Origin of the sequence: Sphingomonas sp. (genome assembly GCF_036269755.1) — a bacterium.
Lineage (GTDB): Bacteria > Pseudomonadota > Alphaproteobacteria > Sphingomonadales > Sphingomonadaceae > Sphingomonas.
In genome coordinates this window covers 516414-535120 of record NZ_DATBDV010000004.1, presented here as the reverse complement: position 1 = coordinate 535120, position 18707 = coordinate 516414, and the positions used below count along the sequence as shown (strand labels likewise).

Below are 18707 nucleotides of genomic sequence, written 5' to 3'. Positions count from 1 at the left end.
GGCTTCGGCTAGCTTGCGCTAGCCGAAGCTCCCCGCATCAGAACCTGAACCCGGCCGCGAGGCCGTAGCGGCGCGGTTCGAGGGTGAACGCGTTAGTGAACAGACCCGACGACTGATCCGTCACATACAGGCCGGTGATCGCGTTATTGTCGGTCAGGTTCTGGACGAATGCACGGACGTAGAAGCGATCGTCCGGCCCGTTGAGCTGAACCTGGGCATTGACCACGGCATAACCCTGAACGCGGTTCACGTTCGTGTTGAAGATGCTGGCGAAATAGCCCCCAGTATAGGTCAGGTCGACACGCGGCACGAGCGTGAAGCGGCCAATATCGGCGGTATACTGCGCACCCGCGCCAAACTTATATGTCGGCGACTGGGGAAGCTGGTTGCCCTTGATGCTAACCGGCACGCCAATGAAGTTGACAGTGACGGGAATCGGGGTTCCAGCCGGCAAGCCGAACGCCGCACTTAGCGCAGCCGGGGGAGCGGCGGCCGTGCCAGCCAACGCGCTGCAAATCGAGAACGCGCCGGTGTTGTTCGTGCTGGGGATCGGTACCGGAGCGCGCAGGCCAAGGCTGCCATTCACTGCGCCGACGAAACCGTTGCTGAGCGCGGCGCTGCCGTTGTTGGCGGTAACGGCGCAGTTGCTGCCGTTCTGCAGATCCTTGATGACGACCGCGTCGGCGCGCCCACCGCCCGGATCTTGCGGATTGATGAACAGGGTGTTCGACTTTATCTGAGTATGGAGATAGCTGAAGTTCAGGTTCACCAGCAACTGGCGCGACGGTTTGATCACCGCTTCGGCTTCTGCGCCGTAGATGTCGGCGTTGATGTTATCGTTGACCGCCGTTTTGTCGATGATCCGGCTGACCTGAAGGTTCTTATACTTGTAATAGAACGCGGAGAGGTTGAGGCGAATCGTGCCGTTCAAGAAGGTGTTCTTACTGCCGATCTCGACAGCGTCGACCTGCTCCGGACGAAACGTCACGGGCACACCCGAACCGGGCAACAGCGGCGGGTTGATGCCGCCGGATTTGTAGCCGCGCGAATAGGAGGCGTAGAGCAGATTACGGTCGGTTATCTGCCAATCGAGCACCGCACGCCCGGTCAGTTTGCTGAACTTGGCGGTGGCCAGCGCATAGGGCTGGATGCCTGCGATCGACGGGTCTGCGTCGAAGGCCGCGAGGAAAGCGGGCGACGTATACGCGTTGGTCGTATTGAGCGGCACCGCGTCGCTGAGGATCGAGGTCTTCTGCTGCGTAAATTTGTCGTCGTGATTGTAGCGAAGCCCGACCGTCAGCTTGAGATTGGAGGAGAAGTTGAGATATCCCTCGCCGAACAGACCATACGACTTCAAGTGATAATAGGCGCCGTCGTTCTGATAGAAAGGCGATGCCAGGTAGGCCCCTGCGGGATTGCCGGCGCCGAGAGCGCCAGCCGAACCGAGGATGCCCGACGCATAGTCTAGCCCAAACGAATTGACGTAATATTCTACGTTGCGCACCCGATAGTCGAGATAGATGGCGCCGAGCAGGAAATTGAATGGCCCATCGAGCTTCGAGGTCAGGATGCCCTCGACCGTCCACTGCTTGCCATGCGCCTGCGAACGATCGAAGTCGAGGCTGTTCGGTGCGCAGACGTAATGGCCGCCGTAAACGCCCGTGCCCGTCGGCTCGGAGATCGACTGGCATACGGAACTGGTGTTGCCGCTGCGCAGCAGGTCGTTGCGGACCGTCTGGAAGCCCGGCCCGAGCGCACCCGATCCCGCAATCACGTTGAAGTTGTTGAGGCCAACGTTATTCACCAGCGAATTCTCGACGCTGATATTATAATCGTTGGTGGAGTCGGTCGAACCCTCGGTATAGCCGCCGTCGATCTTCAGCGTGAATTGCTTGCCGAGTTCTTGCGTAAGCGAACCCAGTATCTGCTTCTCGTTGGTCTTGAATCGCGGCAGCGAATCGACGTTAACCGTGCGTAGGTCGGACGGGTTCGTCACGCCGCTATAGGAATCAGGCCCGTAGACGCTCTGCAGGCCGAAAGATGCGATCGTAGCGTTGCCCGTCGCGATGCGCAGGAACTCGTTCGACGATAGCGTTGCGGCGAAGCTGGCATTGCCATTGACTTGCTCCGTCGCCAGGCGGTCGGGCAAGCAGCCCAGCACGCCTGTCGGGTCACGATGGCACAATTGCTTCTGGATGCGTGATCGGTCGTCATCCTCCTTGAACCAGTGAGCGACGATATCGAGAGTGGTGCTGGACGTCGGTTCGAAGCGGAGCGAGGCGCGGACATCAAACTGATTACGGCCGTCGATCCGCGTGTTCGTGAAGAGGTTCTTGGTGAAGCCGTCGCGCGTGAGGTAATAGCCCGCGACGCGGATGCCGAGCTTATCGCCGAGCGGAAGGTTGAACATCCCCTTGACGCGCAGGCTCTGGTAATTGCCGTACTCGACGTCGCCTGACGCGTGGATGCCGCTCAGGTCGGGCTTGGCGGTGATGAAGTTCACTACGCCGCCGGTCGCGTTGCGGCCATACAGCGTGCCTTGCGGTCCGCGCAGCACCTCGATGCGCTCCATGTCGAAATATTCGTTTTGGAAGATCGGCGAGCCGAGCACCGGCACGTCGTTGACGTGGACCGCCGTCACCGAGTCGCAGGTCGCGCCGACGCACAACTCGCCGACGCCACGGATCGTGAAGACCGAGGAAGAGGTGAAGTTCGACTTGGTGAAGGTAACGTTCGGCAGGTTGAGCTGAAGGTCGCTCGTCGTGTTGATCTGCTGTGCCTGCAACGCCTGGGCGTTGAACGCGGTCACCGCGATCGGCACGGTCTGCAGCGTTTCGGACTGGCGCTGCGCGGTAATGACGATGTCGCCGATCTGGGCGTCGTCAGGCGCGGTCTGCGGCGTGGTGCTGGTGGTCGCAGCCTGATCCTGCGGCGGCGTGGTCTGCGCGAAGGCCGGGCTGGCCGACAGCAACGCGATCGCCGAGGCGGCAAGGAGCTCGAATTTCTTCATTGGAAAACATCCCCTCATGCAGACGCCCCGATCTATCGTCGGCTGGCGCGATTATCGTACCGAACATTCCAAACCTAGGAGGCTTAAACTTGCGTCGTCAATGGGCTACAGGCTCGAAAATTGCGGCGCGCCGGTGGTGTTGCTCAAAGGAAACAGTCCGGTTGCCTTGACCGGGAGGGCGGTGCGGCCTTGCCGTAGCGTCATTCCGCAGATTTTAATCACGAACGGATCGCGATGAACCAGCACCAAGACGACCTCAACGACGGCGACCTGATCGCAGCGCCGCCCAAGATTCCGGTGCCCGACGAGGTGGCGGACGCCGTTCGCACGTTGATTCGCTGGGCCGGCGACGATCCCGACCGTGAGGGGCTGCTCGACACGCCGCTGCGGGTCGCCCGCGCCTGGAAGGAATATTGCGCCGGCTATGACGACGATCCCGCGCGGCACCTGTCGCGCATATTCGAGGAAGTCGGCGGCTATGACGAGATCGTCCTGCTCAAGGAAATCCCGTTCCAGTCGCATTGCGAGCATCACATGGCGCCGATCATCGGCACCGCGTGCATCGCCTATCTGCCGCGCAACCATGTCGTCGGCATCTCCAAGCTGGCGCGCGTGCTCAACGCTTATGCTCGACGGCTGCAGGTACAGGAGCGGCTGACCGCGGAAGTGGCCGACTGCATCTGGCAAGGCCTCAAGCCGCTTGGCGTCGCGGTGGTGGTGCGCGCGACCCACGCCTGCATGACCGCGCGCGGCGTGCGCACGCCGGGGGTGCAGATGGTGACGAGCCGGATGATGGGCGTGTTCCGCGACGATGAGCGCAGCCGCAAGGAAGTGCTCGCGCTGATGGGATTGAAGAACGTCTGATGGCGCGCGTCGTGCGTACCGTCCTCGTTACCGGTGGGGCGCGGCGGATCGGCGCGGCGATCGTGCGCGCGCTCGCCGAGGCTGGCCATCGCGTGGTGATCCATCATCACCGATCGCACGACGAGGACGCCGCGGCACTGGCGCGCGAACTCGATCCGGTCGCCGAGCGGGTCGCGACGGTGAACGGCGACCTGGCGGAGCCCGATGCCGCGACGGCGATCCTCCAGGCATCGCGCAACATCATGAACGGACCGATCGACGGGCTGGTCAATTGCGCGTCGGTGTTCGAGTTCGACCGCCCGCCTTCGTTCGATCCAGCCTTGCTGGCGGACCTGATGCGCGTGAACCTCGCCGCGCCGGTCGCGCTGGCGTGCGCGCTGGCGGGGCAGGACGATCTGATCGACGGCGCCGTGGTCAATCTGCTCGATCAGAAGGTCGCCAATCTCAATCCCGATTTTTTCAGCTACACCTGCACGAAGATCGCGCTGGAAGGCGCGACGACGATGCTCGCCCAGGCGCTGGCGCCGCGGGTGCGAGTCAATGCGGTGTCGCCGGGCCTGACCTTGCCGAGCGGCGACCAGAGCGATACCGAGTTCGCCTCGGTCTCGGGCCAGAACCTGCTCGAGCGCCCGGTGCCGATCGCCGAGCTCGGGCGCGCCGTCGAATATCTGCTGACGGCGCCGGCGGTGACGGGGCAGAACCTGTTCGTCGATAACGGCCAGCGCTTCCTCAAGCGTCAGGGCGACGTGATGTTCTCGACCCCGGGCCGCCGTGATGGCTGAAGCGACCTACACGATCCGCCTCGATTCGCTCGAAGTGACGATGGGGCTTGGCATCCACGCTCATGAACGCGCGGCGCCGCAGCGCGTGCTGATATCGGTCGCGATGACCTGCGCTTACCCGGCGGCGCCCCACGACCGGATCGACGCGGTGGTCGATTACGACCAAGTGCGGGAACGCATTCGCGCGATCGCCGCGAACGGCCACGTGATGCTCCAGGAGGTCTTGTGTGAGCGGATCGCCGCGCTTTGCCTCTCGGACCGCCGGGTTGTCGAAGTGACGGTGCGCTCGACTAAGCCGGACGTCTATCCTGACGCGCAGATCGGCTGCGAGATCAGGCGCAGCCGCTGCTAGCACGGCGGCGATTTGTGTCAGCAATGTTGACCTGTTAGCATGCGACATGCGTCAAATCATCTATCGCAGCGTCACGACCGCCGACAGCCGTCGTGCGGCCGACGACATCCCCGCCATTCTCGGCGAGGCCGCGCCCCGCAACGGCGTCGATGGCATCACCGGCCTGCTCTACACCGAACAGGATCATTTCCTTCAGGCGATCGAGGGGCCGGAGGAGAGCATGCGCGACCTGGTCGACCGGCTCGCGAGCGATGGCCGCCATCGCGACATGCGAATCCTGGTCGACCGCGCGGTGGACGAGCGCGAATTCGGCGATTGGGCGATGATCCATCGCGATCGGCGCGAGAGCGTCGACTCGTTCGACGACCGGATGCGCGTCCTGCTCGCTGGCGTGTCGCGGCAAGTCGCTGACTATTTCCGGGCGCTCGCGCCGGCCTAGCCGCCGAACAGATCGTCGATCGGGCTGCGCGGCAGGAACCACAGGATCGCGACGAGCAATGCGCAGCCAATGCCGAGCCACGGCGAAACGAAGGTGAGCGGCACGCCGGTAAGATAGATGATCGTCGCCACGATGCCCTTGCGCATCGTCTGGCGGTGATAGGTTTCGGCATCCGCGGTTTTGGCGCCGGTGCGGCGGATGACGTGTTGCAGCGGCGTGTAGGACAGCGCGGGAAAGAGCATCGTCGCGAGATAGAGCAACGTCGCCTCGCGGCTGAAATGCTGCGCGCCCAGATACGCGGTCGAGAACGGGATCAGCGACAGTGCGAACAGCAGCGCCAGGTTGAACCAGACCAGAGCGTTGGTCACTTGGCGCGCATGGCTGAACAGCCGGTGATGGTTGACCCAATAGATGCCGACATAGGTAAAGCTCAGCGCGTAGGCGAGGAAGGTCGGCCACAGCAGCCACAGCCGCTCGATCCCCGGCTGCTCGGGCGGCCGCAGTTCGAGCACCATGATGGTGATGATGATCGCGAGAACGCCGTCGGCGAACGCCTCGACGCGCCCGATGCCGGGTCTGCCCTCGCGGCCGCGTTCATCATCGCTCATCGTGCTTCGCCCCCGCCGACAAGGATAGGGTTCAGGTCGCCTCCTTGTCGACCGTCTTGTCCGCGCCGATCCACGGCATCAGGGCGCGGAGCTCGGTACCGATTTTCTCGATCGGGTGCGCGGCCGCGGCGACGCGCGCGGCCTTGAGCTCGGGCTGGCCGGCGCGGCTCTCGCCGACGAATTTGTCGACAAAGCGGCCCGATTGGATATCCGCGAGGATGCGTTTCATCTCGGCGCGAGTCTCATCGGTAATGATCCGCGGTCCGGCGGTGATGTCGCCATATTCGGCGGTGTTCGAGATCTTCTCGCGCATCCCCGCGATGCCGTGAGCGTAGAGCAGATCGACGATCAGCTTCATCTCGTGGAGGCATTCGAAATAAGCGAGCTCGGGAGCGTAGCCGGCGTCAGTCAGCGTCTCGAACCCCGCCGCGATCAGGTGCGTGAGCCCGCCGCACAGCACCGCCTGCTCGCTGAACAAATCGGTCTCGCACTCTTCGCGAAAGCTGGTCTCGATGATCGCCGAGCGCCCGCCGCCGATCGCGGCGGCGTAGGACAGCGCCAGCGCATGCGCATTGCCGGAGGCGTCTTGCTCGACCGCGATCAGGCACGGCATGCCGCCGCCCTTGACGAACTCGGCGCGGACGCCGTGGCCTTGGCCCTTGGGCGCGATCATCACCACGTCGATATCGGGCGGCGGCGCGACCAGCTTGAAGTGGATCGCGAGCCCATGCGCGAAGCCGATCGCGCTGCCGGGGCGGATGTTGGGGGCGAGATCGGCTTGCCAGATCGCCGCTTGCTGCTCGTCGGGCGCGAGCATCATGACGAGGTCCGCCCAGCGCGCGGCCGCGTCGGTGCGCATCGTCGCGAAGCCCGCGGCTGCAGCCTGTGCGCCGGTCGGCGAGCCATCCCGGCAGGCGATGACGATCTCCTCGACCCCGCTGTCGCGCAGGTTGAGCGCGTGAGCATGGCCCTGGCTACCATAGCCGAGAATGGCCACTCGCCGGTTGCGGATCAGGTCGAGGTCGGCGTCAGGATCGCGGAAAACGCGCATGCGTAAGTCTTTCAGGGAAACGGCGGGGAAAGATCGATTGCCGCGAGCTGGGCCGCAATATCGGTGGCGTCGCTGCGACGCCAGTGCGGTGGCGGCTGGTTGCGGAACCAGGTATATTGGCGCTTGGCGTATTGCCGCGTGGCGAGGCTGGCATGCTCGATCGCATCCGTCAGCCCGATCTCGCCGAGCGCCACGGCGGCGAGTTCGGGGACGCCGATCGCGCGGCGGATCGGTGCGTCGAGCGGCACGTCCTCTCGCGCGGTCAGTCTCGCAACTTCGTCGAGCGCGCCCCCGTCGACCATCGCGGCAAAGCGGCGATCGATCCGTTCGAACAGCCATTCGCGCGGCGGCAAAAGGATCAGGGCACTCAGGTCGATCCGTTCGCCGATCCCGCCGGTGCGGGCGCGCCGCCAGTGAGCGATCGGTTTGCCCGTTGATCGCACCACCTCGATCGCGCGCGCGATCCGCGTCGTGTCGGCGGGGTTGAGCGCGGCGGCGCCTGCGGGATCGGAAGCGCACAGGGCAGCATGGGCTTCGGCCACCGGCATCGCGCGCACTTCGGCACGGATCGCCGGGTCGATCGGCGGCACGGGCGCGATCCCGTCGATCAACGTGCGCAGATACAGCCCGGTACCTCCAACCAGGATCGGCAAACTGCCCGCCGCGATCGCCGTGCGGATCGCATCGCGCGCTTCCGCCGCCCAGCGCGCCGCCGAATAGCCGGTATCGGCGGCGTCGACATGTCCGAACAGCCGATGCGGCGCGCGCGCTTCCTCCTCGATCGATGGCCGCGCGGTGACGATCCACAAGTCGCGATAGACCTGCGCGCTGTCGGCGTTGATCACCGTCCCGCGATGGCGCTCGGCCAGCGCCAGCGCGAGCGCGGACTTGCCGCTCGCGGTCGGGCCTGCGATGACCGCGACTTTCGGGAAGGGCACCTCCTACTTCCGTTCGCTTCGAGCGAAGTTGAGAAGCCTGCCCTCAACCAACGTGTCTCGACTTCGCTCGACACGAACGGGTAGGGCGGGGCTTTCCTGGAGGTTACTCAGCTTGTTCACCGCGACCCTGATAGCCGCCAGTCTGTCGAAGGGCGAGGTGTCCGCTGCACGCGACCGGCTGGACGCAGCGGGGTGCCTGCCGGTCGCGGAGGCGTGGGTCGAGCAGGGCGAGGCGATCGACCTCCAGTTTGGACGCGACCCCACCGCGGCACGGCGGGTGCTGGAAGGGCAGGGCTACGACGTGGTGGTCCAGCCTGCCGAACATCGCCGCAAGATGCTGCTCGTCGCCGACATGGATTCGACGATGATCACCGTCGAATGCCTCGACGAGCTCGCCGATTATGCCGGGATCAAGGCCAAGATTGCCGCGGTCACGGACGCTGCAATGCGCGGCGAGCTCGATTTTGGGGAGGCGCTCGACGCGCGCGTGGCGCTGCTCAAGGGCATGGACGAAAGCGTGATCGACCGCTGCCTGGCCGAGCGCGTGCGGATCATGCCCGGCGCGCGCGAATTGGTGCGCACGATGCGCGGCTGGGGCGCGACGACGATCCTCGTGTCGGGCGGCTTCACCCGCTTCGCCGAGCCGATGGCGAAGGAGATCGGCTTCGACCGGGTCATCGCCAACGTGCTCGAGGTGGCGGACGGCAAGCTGACAGGCACGGTCGCCAAGCCGATCGTCGATGCCGCGACCAAGCTGGCGACGCTGTCCGAAGCGGCGCTCGATCTGGGCTTGCCGCGCGAGGCAACGATGGCGGTCGGCGACGGGGCCAACGATCTGGCGATGATCACACAAGCTGGGCTGGGGGTGGCGTATCACGCTAAGCCGATCGTCGCCGAAGCCGCTGGCGCGCGGATAGATCATGGCGACCTGACCGCGTTGCTGTTCGCGCAGGAATGTCCGCTCCGAGAGTGGTCGGCCGTTTAAGTCGATTTTGCGAGCGTAGCGAAGCAATCCATCCCTTAGCCAGTGCGGTGGGTTGCTTCGCTACGCTCGCAATGGCGATCGCTTAAGGGGCGACGGGCACGCAAGGTTTGACCGCCGCGCACGCAGACGCTGCTTCGCTCTTCGACCTATAGGGCCCAACGAGCAGCCGAGTCAGCGCACCGGCCTTCACGTAGGAAGGCTGGCGGCCCGGGAATTTGCCGCCGACCTGTCCCCACAATTTACGCGCGTTGTTCGGGTCGCCGAACGCGCCGAGCTGGACGCGCCAGCCGCCGCCTGCGACGACCGCCACCGGTTGCGGCACGGGCTTGGGCGTTGTCGCGACGACCGGCGGCTTCGGCATAGGCTTGGCGACGGCCGTCGCTGGCTTGCCCGGCACCGGCAATGGCTTGCCTGGCACGGGATACGAGGCGCCAGGGCGGGTCGCGCCGTCGCGCGATGGTGGGACGTCGATCGTGGTGACCGCTGGGCCGCTCGGGGTCGGGCCACCGCCCGCGATCTCGGGATAGTTCGGGCGCCCGACCTGCGCCTCATATTGCCGAGCGAGCACCAGACCCTGCTGGCGTTGCTCGATCGGGATATACTTGTCCATTTCAGACAGCGTTAGCGAGCCCTGCGGCAGTCCTGCTGCCGACGAGCGGACAAGCAGGGCGTACGCGCGCACCCAATCGCGCGGCACGCCGTCGCCGTTGAACAGCATCGTTCCCAGCACCAGTTGCGCGCGCGGTTCGCCGCGAGCGACCGCCTTTTCGAGCCACGGCACCGCCTCCTCGCGCTTGCCGTCCTCGAAAAGCGCGAGCCCGTAATTGTCCTCGGCTTGCTGATGACCCTGCAGCGCGGCCTTGCGGTACCAGCTTTCCGCCATCGGCAGGTCGACCGGCACGCCACGCCCGAGCTTATAGGCTTGCGCCAGATCGAACTGGGCGTCGGCATCGCCGGCGATCGCCGCCTTGCGCCACTCGGCGACGGCCGCCGCATAGTCGCCGCGGTTCCAGGCATCGACGCCAGCCTTGGTGTCGGCCAACGCCGGCGCAGCCACTCCAACCATCAGGCAAAGCGCCGCAGCGCCGATCAGCGTTCGCATGTTACTCGTCCCCGCCCAGATGAACCATGACCCGCATAATGCCCGTTCTCGGGCGATTGGCATAGGTTTTTGTCGTTCGTGACGTCGAGCAATGAGCGCCACGTTAACCCGTTCTTAGGGTCCGGCGTGGCACCTCGCTTGTCGAATAGCGGGGAGTTACAGGATCAATGCGCGTTCTCGCGATGGCATCGCAGAAGGGCGGATCGGGCAAGACGACGCTGTCGGGGCACCTTGCGGTGCAGGCACAGCTCGCCGGGGCCGGCCCTGTCGTGCTGATCGATATCGACCCGCAGGGGTCGCTGTCGGACTGGTGGAACGAACGGTCGGACGAATATCCGGCGTTCGCCCAGACCACTGTCGCGCGGCTCGCGGCGGATCTCGAAGTGCTGCGTCAGCAGGGCTTCAAGATGGCGGTGATCGACACCCCGCCGGCGATCACGATGGCGATCCAGAGCGTCATCCAGGTTGCCGAGCTGATCGTCATCCCGACTCGCCCGAGCCCGCACGACCTCCGCGCCGTCGGTGCTACCGTCGATCTGTGCGAGCGCGCCGGCAAGCCGCTCATCTTCGTCGTCAACGCCGCCACGCCCAAGGCCAAGATCACCAGCGAAGCCGCGGTCGCGCTGTCGCAGCACGGCACCGTCGCGCCAATCACGATCCACCACCGCACCGATTTCGCCGCGTCGATGATCGACGGCCGCACGGTGATGGAGGTCGATCCCAAGGGGCGCTCGGCCGCCGAAGTGACCGAATTGTGGTCGTACATCGCCGACCGGCTCGAAAAGAATTTTCGCCGCACCGTCTTCGCCGCTCCCACCGCGGTGCCGTCTACGTTCGGCATGCAGCGCCCCTCGACGGGCGGTGGCTTCGGCCGCCGCGTGATGAGCTGAGGGAGGGGGACGTGATGAGCGAACCCAAACCCTTCGCCTCGCTGTCATCGGGCTTGCTCGCGCGCAAGGGCCAGGCAAAGCCCGCGATGCGACCGCAGGGCTTCACCGGTGGCTATGCGTCGCTGGCCAGCGGTCTAGAGGATCTCGGCTGGAACGACATGGGACACCTGCCGGAGCCGGAAGCCGACGTTCACCCGCTCCACGGCCACAGCGGCGACGATCAAGCGATCGCGCCGCCGCCGGAAGGCGTCCCGCCGGTGCTCGCGCAACGCCGCCACCTGCACGAAGAGTTCGAGCCGCCGGTACTCGATACGGTTCCCGACGAAGAGCATATGATTTCGGTCGAAGCGCCGACGCCGCCTGAGCCTGCGCCGCCCGCGCCTGCGCCCGTCGCGTCGATTGCGCGTCGACCGGTGTCGGTCGCGACCGCGAGCCGGCTCGCGCGTGAGACTCGGCACAAGACCAAGTCGGCGTTCACGCTGCGCCTCGACGAAGATCGCCACTTGCGCCTGCGTCTTGCCAGCGCGCTGAGCGGCCGTTCGGCGCAGGTGCTGGTCACCGAGGCGCTCGACGCTTTTCTCGAAACGCTTCCCGAAGTCGACGATCTGGCGCGCCAGGTCCCGGCGCGGGTCAAAGGATGATCGGGGGATCATTGCGATGAACACCAAGAAACTCAGCATCGGTCTGTCGGCGCTGGCGCTGTGCGCTTCGCTCGGCGGGATTTACCAGGCCGCGGCCGGCGAACGCTCGGCCGCGCAGCTGGAGAAAGTCGCGCGGGAGGATGCCGCCAAGGCGACCAAGGCGATGGCCAAGCACGATGGCGACGCCGCCGTCCGCTACGCCGAGGAAGCCGTTGCGGCGCGGCCGCAGGACGCCGGCTATCGCGCGCTGCTGGGCCAGGCCTATCTGCTTGCGGGCCGGTTCGGTTCGGCGCGGACCGCGCTTGCCGACTCGCTCAGTCTGTCGCCGGGCGACGGCAAGGTCGCGCTCAACCTCGCGCTTGCGCAGATCGCCGATGGCGACTGGGCCGGCGCGCATCAGACGCTCGACGCCAATTCGGGGTCGATCTCGGTCAGCGATCGTGGCCTCGCGCTCGCGCTGGCGGGCGATCCGGTCGCCGCGGTCGACCTGATGCTGCCGGTCGCGCGTCAGCCGGGCGCCGACGCCAAGCTGCGCCAGAACCTCGCGCTCAGCCTCGGGCTGGCCGGCCGTTGGCAGGATGCGCGGATAGTCGCGGCGATGGACCTGTCGCCGACCGAAACCGACAAGCGTGTCGAGGAATGGGCTGCGTTCGCGCGCCCGACCGGCCGCGCCGATCAAGTCGCTTCGTTGCTGGGCGTGAGCCCTTCGGCGGATCCCGGTCAGCCGGTCGCGCTCGCGCTCAATGCACCGACGCCCGTGGTCAGCGTCGCGGTCGAAGCCGCGCCTCCCGTCGTGCCGGTTGCGGCGCCTACGGTGGTCGCGCCGACGCCAGTTCCCGCAGCCGACCCGATGGTCGCACCCACGCCGCGAGTGTCGAGTGTCGTGTTCGGGCCGCGCGCCGAAGTCGTGCAGGCGCTGCCGGCCAAGCCGGCTGTCGGGGTTGCCCCGGTCAAATCCAAGGCTTTCGTCAAACCTCCGGTCGCCGCCAAAACCACCCCGGGCGCGTCCGTGGTCAGCGTGGGGAAGGGCAATTTCTTTGTCCAGCTCGGCGCCTATGACAGCGCGGGCGTTGCTCGCGATGGCTGGGCATGGGCCTCACGCGTTTATTCGGGCTTCGCCGGCAAGGCGCCGCAAGGCGTGCCGGTGACGGTCGGCGGTAAGACCTTTTACCGTCTGTCTGTCGGCGGCTTCGACCAAGCCGGGGCGCATCGTTTGTGCGCGGGTTATCATGCGCGCGGCGGGCGTTGCTTTGTCCGCGCCGGCGCCGGCGACACCGCCGCTGCCTGGACGAAGAAGTAAGCTAAGTCAGAATCTCGGTGCCGCCCTTCCACAGGCGGCGCACCTTTCCTTGAGCCGGCAATCCGTCGAACGGCGTGTTGCCGGCTCTCGCCGTCATGGCCTCGCCGCGGATCTGCCAGGCGACTGCTTCGTCGATCAGGATCAGGTCGGCGGGCAGCCCGGGCGTGATCGCGCCGCATTCCAGCCCCAACACCTTCGCCGGATTGGTCGCGAGCATCGCGAACAGCCGCTCGGTTGGAAGGTCTAGCGAGAGCCCCAGCGCGAGCAAGGTCTCTGCCCCCGATGCACCCGCTGCAGCGTCAGCGAACGGAAGGCGCTTTTCCTCGGCGCCGCGCGGATCATGGCCCGAGCACAGCACATCGATCGTTCCGTCGCACACGGCGGCGAGCGCCGCCTGACGGTCGCTTTCGTCGCGCAACGGCGGCGAGAGGTGCGCAAACGTGCGGAAGTCGCTCATCGCATTGTCCGACAGCAGCAGATGGGCCGGGGTGATTCCGCAGGTGACGCATACGCCCCGCCGCTTCGCCGTGCGGACCAGGTCCAGCCCGGCCGCGGTCGTGACTTGACGAATGTGGAGTCGGGCCTCGGTCTCCTCGGCCAGCGCGACATCCCGTGCGATGGCCAGCGCCTCGGCGATCGCGGGCGCGGACGGAAGGCCGAGCCGAGTCGCGGTCTCGCCCTCGGTCGCGACCTTGCCCTCAGTGAGCCCGCCATCCTCGGCATGCGTGATGACCGCGAGATCGAGGTCGCGGGCATAGGCGAGCACCTTTCGCATCACCCCGGAATCGGAAATCCAGCGGCGCCCGGTCGATACCGCCTTAGCGCCGGCCTCCTTCATGATCGCCATCTCGGCGAGATCGCTTCCGGCAAGCGTCGTGGTCGCCGCCGCGATCGGATGGATCCATAGTCGCGGCTTGCCGACCAGCGAGGCACGCTGGACGATGCCCGGGCCGTCGAGAACCGGAGACTGATCGGGCATCAACCCGACACGAACGATCCCGCCCGCGCGGAAAGCTTCGCGGTCGATCGCGAACACGCCGAGATCGACGATGCCCGGCGCGAGCGTCTTGCCGCCGCAATCGATCGTTTCCGCTTCGGGGGCAGGGGAGTCGGCGATCGTTCCGTCGCGCACGAACAGCTCGTCCTCGACGACGCTGTCCGGCCGTACGATCCGCGCGTTGACGAAGCGAAGCGCAGTCATGCCCAACCCTCAACTCCGCGCGCGCGCCGGGTCAACACGTCGAGGCACGCCATCCGCACCGCAACCCCCGTCTCGACCTGCTCGGTGATCGCCGATTGGAACCCGTCGGCGACGCTCGACGCAATCTCAACGCCGCGGTTCATTGGGCCGGGGTGCATCACCAGCGCATCGGACTTGGCCACCGCGAGCCGCTCAGGCGTGAGGCCGTAGCGGAGGTGGAATTCTCGCGTCGAGGGGATGAAGCCGCCCGCCATCCGCTCGTTCTGCAGCCGCAGCATCATCACCACGTCGGCGCCGTCCAAGGCGGCGTCGAAGTCGACGAACGGGGCCACACCCATTCGCTCGATCGCGGCGGGCATCAGCGTGCTCGGGGCCACCACGCGCACTTCGGCGGCGAGGGCGGTCAGCGCGAGGATGTTCGACCGCGCGACTCGGCTGTGGAGGATGTCGCCGCAGATGACTACGCGCTGCCCGGCGACCGAGCCGCGCCGCCGACGGATCGTCAGCGCGTCGAGCAAAGCCTGAGTCGGGTGCTCGTGGCTGCCGTCGCCAGCGTTGAGCACGGGGCAATCGACCTTGTCGGCGATCAACTGCACCGCGCCGGAACTGGCGTGCCGGATGACGATCATGTCGGCGCGCATCGCGTTGAGCGTCTGCGCGGTGTCGATCAGCGTCTCGCCCTTTTTAACGCTCGATTGCGCGACCGCCATGTTGACGACGTCGGCGCCAAGCCGCTTGCCGGCGATCTCGAACGATAGCAGCGTCCGCGTCGAATTTTCGAAGAACGCGTTGATCAGCGTCAGGCCGGCGAGCCGCTTGTCGGGGTTGGCGTGCGCGCGGTTGGCCGCGATCCATTGCTCGGCCTCGTCGAGCAAAAACGTGATCTCGTGCGGCTGGAGCCCGGCGATTCCGGTGAGATGCCCGTGCGGGAAAACGGCGCCGCCCTGGATGAGCGAAGCGGGGCGATGATCCGAAGCTTGCATTAAAGCCGTCGCCTAGACCGCTGCGGCAGTTCAGGCAAGGTCGTGCGACAGCCCGTCGATCGCGCCCTGCAGGATATAGCTTGCGGCGAGCTTGTCGACTCGCTCGGCGCGCTTGGCGCGGCTGAGATCCTCGGCGATCATCTGGCGCTCGACAGCTTGGGTCGACCAGCGCTCGTCCCACAGCAGGATCGGCAGTTCGAGGTCGGCGAGATTGCGTGCGAAGGCGCGGGTCGATTGCGTGCGCGGGGAGTCGGTCCCGTCGAGGTTGAGGGGGAGGCCGATCACCAGCCCCTTGACGGCCTGAGCGCCGATCATCGCCACCAGCGCCGCTTTATCGGCGGTGAATCTGGTGCGGCGGATAAGTTCGGCCGGGCTCGCGTAGCTCCATCCTGCGTCGCATAGAGCGGTGCCGATCGTCTTGGTGCCGACGTCGAGGCCTAGCAGGCGCCCGCCATCGGGCAACGTCTCGCGAAAGGCGGCACGATCTTCGGTGATCATTTCGCCAGGAACGCCTGGAGCCGCCGCATCGCGTCGGCGCGCGTGTTCGCCCAGAACAGCGAATAGTCGAACACGTGATAATTGTTGCCGGGCAGCACGTACGGCCCGAGATCGATCGGGGCGCCGATGCTCAGGAACCCGCGCCCGACGCAATTGGCTGGCACCGCGCCGCCTGTCATCGTGCCGCTCTTGAGATCGGGCGAAGCCACCAGCGTGCCGAGATTGGCGCTCGCCGGAGCGTCCGCATTGGCCGTTCCGGTCAAGGGATTGGTGCAGACGAACGGCGTATCGCGCCGGGCGATGCCAGTCGGTCCCTTGGTCCGGTCAAAGGCGTCGAGCAGCATCGACGGGTCGGCGGGCTCGGCAAAGCTTTGCCACGACAGGATGCATCCCGCCTGGTCGGCGCGGGTGCATTCGGGCAGGCCGAGCGAGGGCAGATCCGCCGTCTTCGATATCGGCCAACCGATCACATAGGCGGCAACGATGCGCTTCGCGAGCGGCTTGCCCGCGACTCGCTCACGCAACAGCCGGGTCAGGTGGAGAGAGCCCTGGCTATGTCCAGCGAGAATGATCGGGCGATCGGGGCCGATCTCCTTCAAGAACTCGTCGAACGCCGCGGCGACATCGCGATAGGCGAAGTCCAATGCCTTCTCGGCGTCGGCGCGGCTGGTCAGGAAGGCGCCGAACGTTGCCTGGCGATACCGCGGCGCCCAGACTTGCCCCACTTCATTGAACACGCTCGCCTGCCCGCGAAGGAACAGTGCGGCGCGCGCGTTCGCCTCGGCGTCGTCGAGGGGGGCGTTCCAGTGTGTCCGATCGAGATACGACGTCGGGTGGACAAAAAAAACCGCCGCTGGCGCCTTCGCGGGTAAGCCGTATCCGGGCGGCGTCCACGTTGCTGGATTGTTGGCGGTGTCGGGCCGCGCCAGCCACATCTTCGCGTCGGCGTAGGCATTGGGAGGCTCGGCCGGCGCACCCTCGAACGCGCCGCTCGGCACCATCGCCATCCGCATCAACTGCGGTCCGAAGAAACGATAGACGAACCCACCCGCGACCACGAGGAGCAGGAGAACGACGATCGCGTAAAGAAATTTGCGGGCCAAGTTCAATCCGTCAGCAGTCGTCTGAACCGATGTCAGCAGCGAAAGATAATTCCGTGCACGATCGATGCAGCGCTTGCAATCGCCGAGCCGGCAACGTCAACCGGTGGGCGAGGGGAGACGACGGTGAGTGACAACCAGACGAGTGCGGCGGTCGATGATAGTGTCTGGCCGCACCGAACGCTGATCCTGCTGGCCGTCGGCGCAGCGGCCGTCCTGGCGATCCAGCAACTGACGGCTCCCGAGAAATGGGCCGATTTTGGCTGGCCGCTGCCTTTGTGGCGGACCGCAGTCGCGACCGGCATCGCCGTCGGTGCGCTGGCATTCGGTTTCGGATTGAGCAGAGTCCGTCGAGTCTGGACGCTCTTCTTTGCGGTCGGACTGGGTCTGGTCTCGAGTCTGATAATCTGGTGGAACGGGCAACCGGGCGGCTGGTGGAGTTGGAGCGGCGCGAGCCTGCTCCTTGCGATCGCGATCGCCGTTCCGCTGTTTCAGGTCGCGCGAGATGAAGGCCGGTGGTCGTTCCCATATCCTCAAACTCACGGTCACGCCTGGACCAATGTCGTGTTGTGGGGCGCGTGTTGGCTGTTCGTCGGCATTGCGTTGTTGCTGGCGCATCTTTTGGGCGAGCTGTTCGCGCTTATCGGGATCGGGCTGCTCAAGGATCTGCTGCGCCATAATTGGTCGAACGCATTGCTGATCGGCGCGGCGTTCGGCACGGCGCTAGGCCTATTACGGGATCGCGATCGCGTGGTCGGGCTGCTCCAGCGGGTTGTGAACGCCGTGTTGAGCGTGCTGGCGCCGGTTCTCGCCACCGCATTGTTGCTGTTCGTCCTCTCGCTGCCATTTACCGGGCTCGGTTCGCTATGGGGGGCGACCAAATCGACCACGCCGACGCTGATGGCGTGCGTTACCGGCGCGCTGGTCCTGGCGAACGCCGTGATCGGGCATGGCGATGACGACGAGGCGAAGGGGCCGGTACTGCGCTGGTCGGCGCTCGGGCTTGGCGTTGTCATCCTGCCGCTTGCGATCATCGCCGCGATCGCGATGGGGTTACGCCTGCATCAATACGGGATGACGCCAGATCGGCTGTGGGGTGTAGTCTGCGTCGTTTTCGCGGTTGGCTACGGCCTGGTCTATCTGGTCGCCGTCGTCCGCAAGCGGCAGGATTGGGGTCCGTTGATCCGTCGCGAGAATATCCGCCTGGCCTTCGCGACAATGGGGATTGCGCTCCTCCTGGCCACGCCGGTCGCCGGGTTCAACGCGATTTCGACGCGCGACCAGGTCGTGCGGCTCAAATCGGGCAAGGTAGGCGTCGACAGGTTCGACTGGGCGGCGCTGGCATTCGATTTCGGCGATCCGGGCAGACGCGCGTTAGCCGATCTGCAACGGTCGTCGAACCCGGCGATCAGGAACCAGGCGAACATTACGCTCAAGGCCGACGGACGTTATAGCGTGGAACTGGCGAGTGAAGCCGAAGCGCAGCGGTTTAAGGGCAGTTTCGAGATCAGGCCGGCAGGGGCTACTTTGCCGGAGGCGCTCAAGGTGAAGATTACCGCAGTCAGTGCTAGCCCTTCATACGACTGGGACGACAGCGTTCCTTGCAAGGGCACCGTGCTTTGCCGCGTCTATATGCAGCCCGATGGCAGCAGCGCAGCGGTGATCGGCGATGGCTGTATGTCGCTCCCGGTCGCCGACCGCATAGACCCAAAGCACAAATGCTCGATCGACACCGCCGTGTTCGTGCTGCGTGGCACCGAGTGGACCAACAGCAACAAACTGAACGAGGCGACCGAGCCGAAGATGATACCCGATCAGGAACGCGCATCACTCAAGAGCGAACGCGATGCCGTCGACACTGGCAAGGTAGAGGTGCGCAACGTCACTCAACGGCAATTGTTCGTCGGCGACAAACCCGTTGGGCAACCGTTCAAGCAGCCGTGACGCTTGAAGGGCGAGGGCG

18 protein-coding genes are annotated in these 18707 nt (G+C 65.9%); 9 read left to right on the top strand and 9 right to left on the bottom strand.

What is annotated here, in order from left to right; genetic code table 11:
• Positions 1-37: 37 nt before the first annotated feature.
• The gene (locus tag VH326_RS04950) at positions 38-3010 is read right to left on the bottom strand and encodes a TonB-dependent receptor (RefSeq protein WP_329630675.1); all 2973 of its coding nucleotides are present in this window, start codon (positions 3008-3010) and stop codon (positions 38-40) included.
• 234 nt (positions 3011-3244) lie between these two features.
• On the opposite strand from VH326_RS04950, the gene folE reads away from it, so the two are divergent.
• The 4 genes from folE to VH326_RS04930 are packed head-to-tail and all read left to right on the top strand — an operon-like array spanning position 3245 to position 5447.
• Positions 3245-3874, top strand: coding sequence for a GTP cyclohydrolase I FolE (folE, locus tag VH326_RS04945; protein WP_329630674.1), 630 nt, complete (start codon positions 3245-3247; stop codon positions 3872-3874).
• On the top strand, positions 3874-4656 hold the full coding sequence (locus VH326_RS04940; RefSeq protein ID WP_329630673.1) for an SDR family NAD(P)-dependent oxidoreductase: 783 nt from the start codon (positions 3874-3876) through the stop codon (positions 4654-4656). The genes folE and VH326_RS04940 overlap by 1 nt, the downstream gene beginning before the upstream one ends.
• The gene (locus VH326_RS04935) at positions 4649-5008 is read left to right on the top strand and encodes a dihydroneopterin aldolase (protein ID WP_329630672.1); all 360 of its coding nucleotides are present in this window, start codon (positions 4649-4651) and stop codon (positions 5006-5008) included. The genes VH326_RS04940 and VH326_RS04935 overlap by 8 nt, the downstream gene beginning before the upstream one ends.
• Positions 5009-5054: 46 nt before the next feature.
• A complete protein-coding gene (locus tag VH326_RS04930) occupies positions 5055-5447 on the top strand; it encodes a BLUF domain-containing protein (RefSeq protein ID WP_329630671.1) in 393 nt (130 codons plus the stop codon).
• On the opposite strand, the gene VH326_RS04925 is transcribed toward VH326_RS04930, so the two are convergent.
• The 3 genes from VH326_RS04925 to miaA are packed head-to-tail and all read right to left on the bottom strand — an operon-like array spanning position 5444 to position 8044.
• The gene (locus VH326_RS04925) at positions 5444-6055 is read right to left on the bottom strand and encodes a TMEM175 family protein (RefSeq protein WP_329630670.1); all 612 of its coding nucleotides are present in this window, start codon (positions 6053-6055) and stop codon (positions 5444-5446) included. The genes VH326_RS04930 and VH326_RS04925 overlap by 4 nt on opposite strands.
• 31 nt (positions 6056-6086) lie before the next feature.
• A complete protein-coding gene (ilvC, locus tag VH326_RS04920) occupies positions 6087-7106 on the bottom strand; it encodes a ketol-acid reductoisomerase (protein WP_329630669.1) in 1020 nt (339 codons plus the stop codon).
• An 11-nt stretch (positions 7107-7117) separates the two neighbouring features.
• Positions 7118-8044, bottom strand: a complete 927-nt coding sequence (gene miaA / locus VH326_RS04915) for a tRNA (adenosine(37)-N6)-dimethylallyltransferase MiaA (protein ID WP_329630668.1) — start codon at positions 8042-8044, stop codon at positions 7118-7120.
• Between the two features lie 112 nt (positions 8045-8156).
• On the opposite strand from miaA, the gene serB reads away from it, so the two are divergent.
• The gene (gene serB / locus VH326_RS04910; RefSeq protein ID WP_329630667.1) at positions 8157-9029 is read left to right on the top strand and encodes a phosphoserine phosphatase SerB; all 873 of its coding nucleotides are present in this window, start codon (positions 8157-8159) and stop codon (positions 9027-9029) included.
• Between the two features lie 82 nt (positions 9030-9111).
• Here serB and VH326_RS04905 read toward each other — a convergent pair whose 3' ends face one another.
• The gene (locus VH326_RS04905; protein WP_329630666.1) at positions 9112-10131 is read right to left on the bottom strand and encodes an SPOR domain-containing protein; all 1020 of its coding nucleotides are present in this window, start codon (positions 10129-10131) and stop codon (positions 9112-9114) included.
• A gap of 167 nt (positions 10132-10298) precedes the next feature.
• Here VH326_RS04905 and VH326_RS04900 point away from each other — a divergent pair, with 167 nt between their 5' ends.
• Genes VH326_RS04900 through VH326_RS04890 form a run of 3 tightly spaced genes read left to right on the top strand, consistent with a single transcriptional unit; the run spans position 10299 to position 12962 of the window.
• A complete protein-coding gene (locus VH326_RS04900) occupies positions 10299-11021 on the top strand; it encodes a ParA family protein (protein WP_329630665.1) in 723 nt (240 codons plus the stop codon).
• Positions 11022-11035: 14 nt separating this feature from the next.
• The gene (locus VH326_RS04895) at positions 11036-11662 is read left to right on the top strand and encodes a hypothetical protein (protein WP_329630664.1); all 627 of its coding nucleotides are present in this window, start codon (positions 11036-11038) and stop codon (positions 11660-11662) included.
• Between the two features lie 16 nt (positions 11663-11678).
• Positions 11679-12962, top strand: a complete 1284-nt coding sequence (locus tag VH326_RS04890) for an SPOR domain-containing protein (RefSeq protein WP_329630663.1) — start codon at positions 11679-11681, stop codon at positions 12960-12962.
• 1 nt (position 12963) lies between these two features.
• Here VH326_RS04890 and VH326_RS04885 read toward each other — a convergent pair whose 3' ends face one another.
• The 4 genes from VH326_RS04885 to VH326_RS04870 are packed head-to-tail and all read right to left on the bottom strand — an operon-like array spanning position 12964 to position 16747.
• The gene (locus VH326_RS04885) at positions 12964-14163 is read right to left on the bottom strand and encodes a dihydroorotase (protein WP_329630662.1); all 1200 of its coding nucleotides are present in this window, start codon (positions 14161-14163) and stop codon (positions 12964-12966) included.
• On the bottom strand, positions 14160-15146 hold the full coding sequence (locus VH326_RS04880; protein ID WP_329630661.1) for an aspartate carbamoyltransferase catalytic subunit: 987 nt from the start codon (positions 15144-15146) through the stop codon (positions 14160-14162). Before VH326_RS04880 ends, VH326_RS04885 begins: the two co-directional genes overlap by 4 nt.
• Positions 15147-15176: 30 nt before the next feature.
• Positions 15177-15644, bottom strand: a complete 468-nt coding sequence (ruvX, locus tag VH326_RS04875) for a Holliday junction resolvase RuvX (protein ID WP_329630660.1) — start codon at positions 15642-15644, stop codon at positions 15177-15179.
• Positions 15641-16747: a DUF3089 domain-containing protein gene (locus tag VH326_RS04870; RefSeq protein ID WP_329630659.1), complete on the bottom strand. Its 1107-nt coding sequence runs from the start codon at positions 16745-16747 to the stop codon at positions 15641-15643. The genes ruvX and VH326_RS04870 overlap by 4 nt, the downstream gene beginning before the upstream one ends.
• Positions 16748-16870: 123 nt before the next feature.
• Between VH326_RS04870 and VH326_RS04865 the strand changes: the two genes are divergently transcribed.
• Entirely contained in the window at positions 16871-18688 is a 1818-nt protein-coding gene (locus VH326_RS04865; RefSeq protein WP_329630658.1) for a DUF4153 domain-containing protein, read from the top strand.
• Positions 18689-18707 lie beyond the last annotated feature (19 nt).

Coding starts and splice junctions, on each gene's coding strand:
- VH326_RS04925 (WP_329630670.1), bottom strand. CDS start 6,055: ATGAGCGATGATGAACGCGGCCGCGAGGGCAGACCCGGCATCGGGCGC.
- ilvC (WP_329630669.1), bottom strand. CDS start 7,106: ATGCGCGTTTTCCGCGATCCTGACGCCGACCTCGACCTGATCCGCAAC.
- VH326_RS04935 (WP_329630672.1), top strand. CDS start 4,649: ATGGCTGAAGCGACCTACACGATCCGCCTCGATTCGCTCGAAGTGACG.
- VH326_RS04905 (WP_329630666.1), bottom strand. CDS start 10,131: ATGCGAACGCTGATCGGCGCTGCGGCGCTTTGCCTGATGGTTGGAGTG.
- VH326_RS04930 (WP_329630671.1), top strand. CDS start 5,055: ATGCGTCAAATCATCTATCGCAGCGTCACGACCGCCGACAGCCGTCGT.
- VH326_RS04900 (WP_329630665.1), top strand. CDS start 10,299: ATGCGCGTTCTCGCGATGGCATCGCAGAAGGGCGGATCGGGCAAGACG.
- VH326_RS04880 (WP_329630661.1), bottom strand. CDS start 15,146: ATGCAAGCTTCGGATCATCGCCCCGCTTCGCTCATCCAGGGCGGCGCC.
- ruvX (WP_329630660.1), bottom strand. CDS start 15,644: ATGATCACCGAAGATCGTGCCGCCTTTCGCGAGACGTTGCCCGATGGC.
- VH326_RS04940 (WP_329630673.1), top strand. CDS start 3,874: ATGGCGCGCGTCGTGCGTACCGTCCTCGTTACCGGTGGGGCGCGGCGG.
- folE (WP_329630674.1), top strand. CDS start 3,245: ATGAACCAGCACCAAGACGACCTCAACGACGGCGACCTGATCGCAGCG.
- VH326_RS04950 (WP_329630675.1), bottom strand. CDS start 3,010: ATGAAGAAATTCGAGCTCCTTGCCGCCTCGGCGATCGCGTTGCTGTCG.
- VH326_RS04895 (WP_329630664.1), top strand. CDS start 11,036: ATGAGCGAACCCAAACCCTTCGCCTCGCTGTCATCGGGCTTGCTCGCG.
- VH326_RS04890 (WP_329630663.1), top strand. CDS start 11,679: ATGAACACCAAGAAACTCAGCATCGGTCTGTCGGCGCTGGCGCTGTGC.
- VH326_RS04885 (WP_329630662.1), bottom strand. CDS start 14,163: ATGACTGCGCTTCGCTTCGTCAACGCGCGGATCGTACGGCCGGACAGC.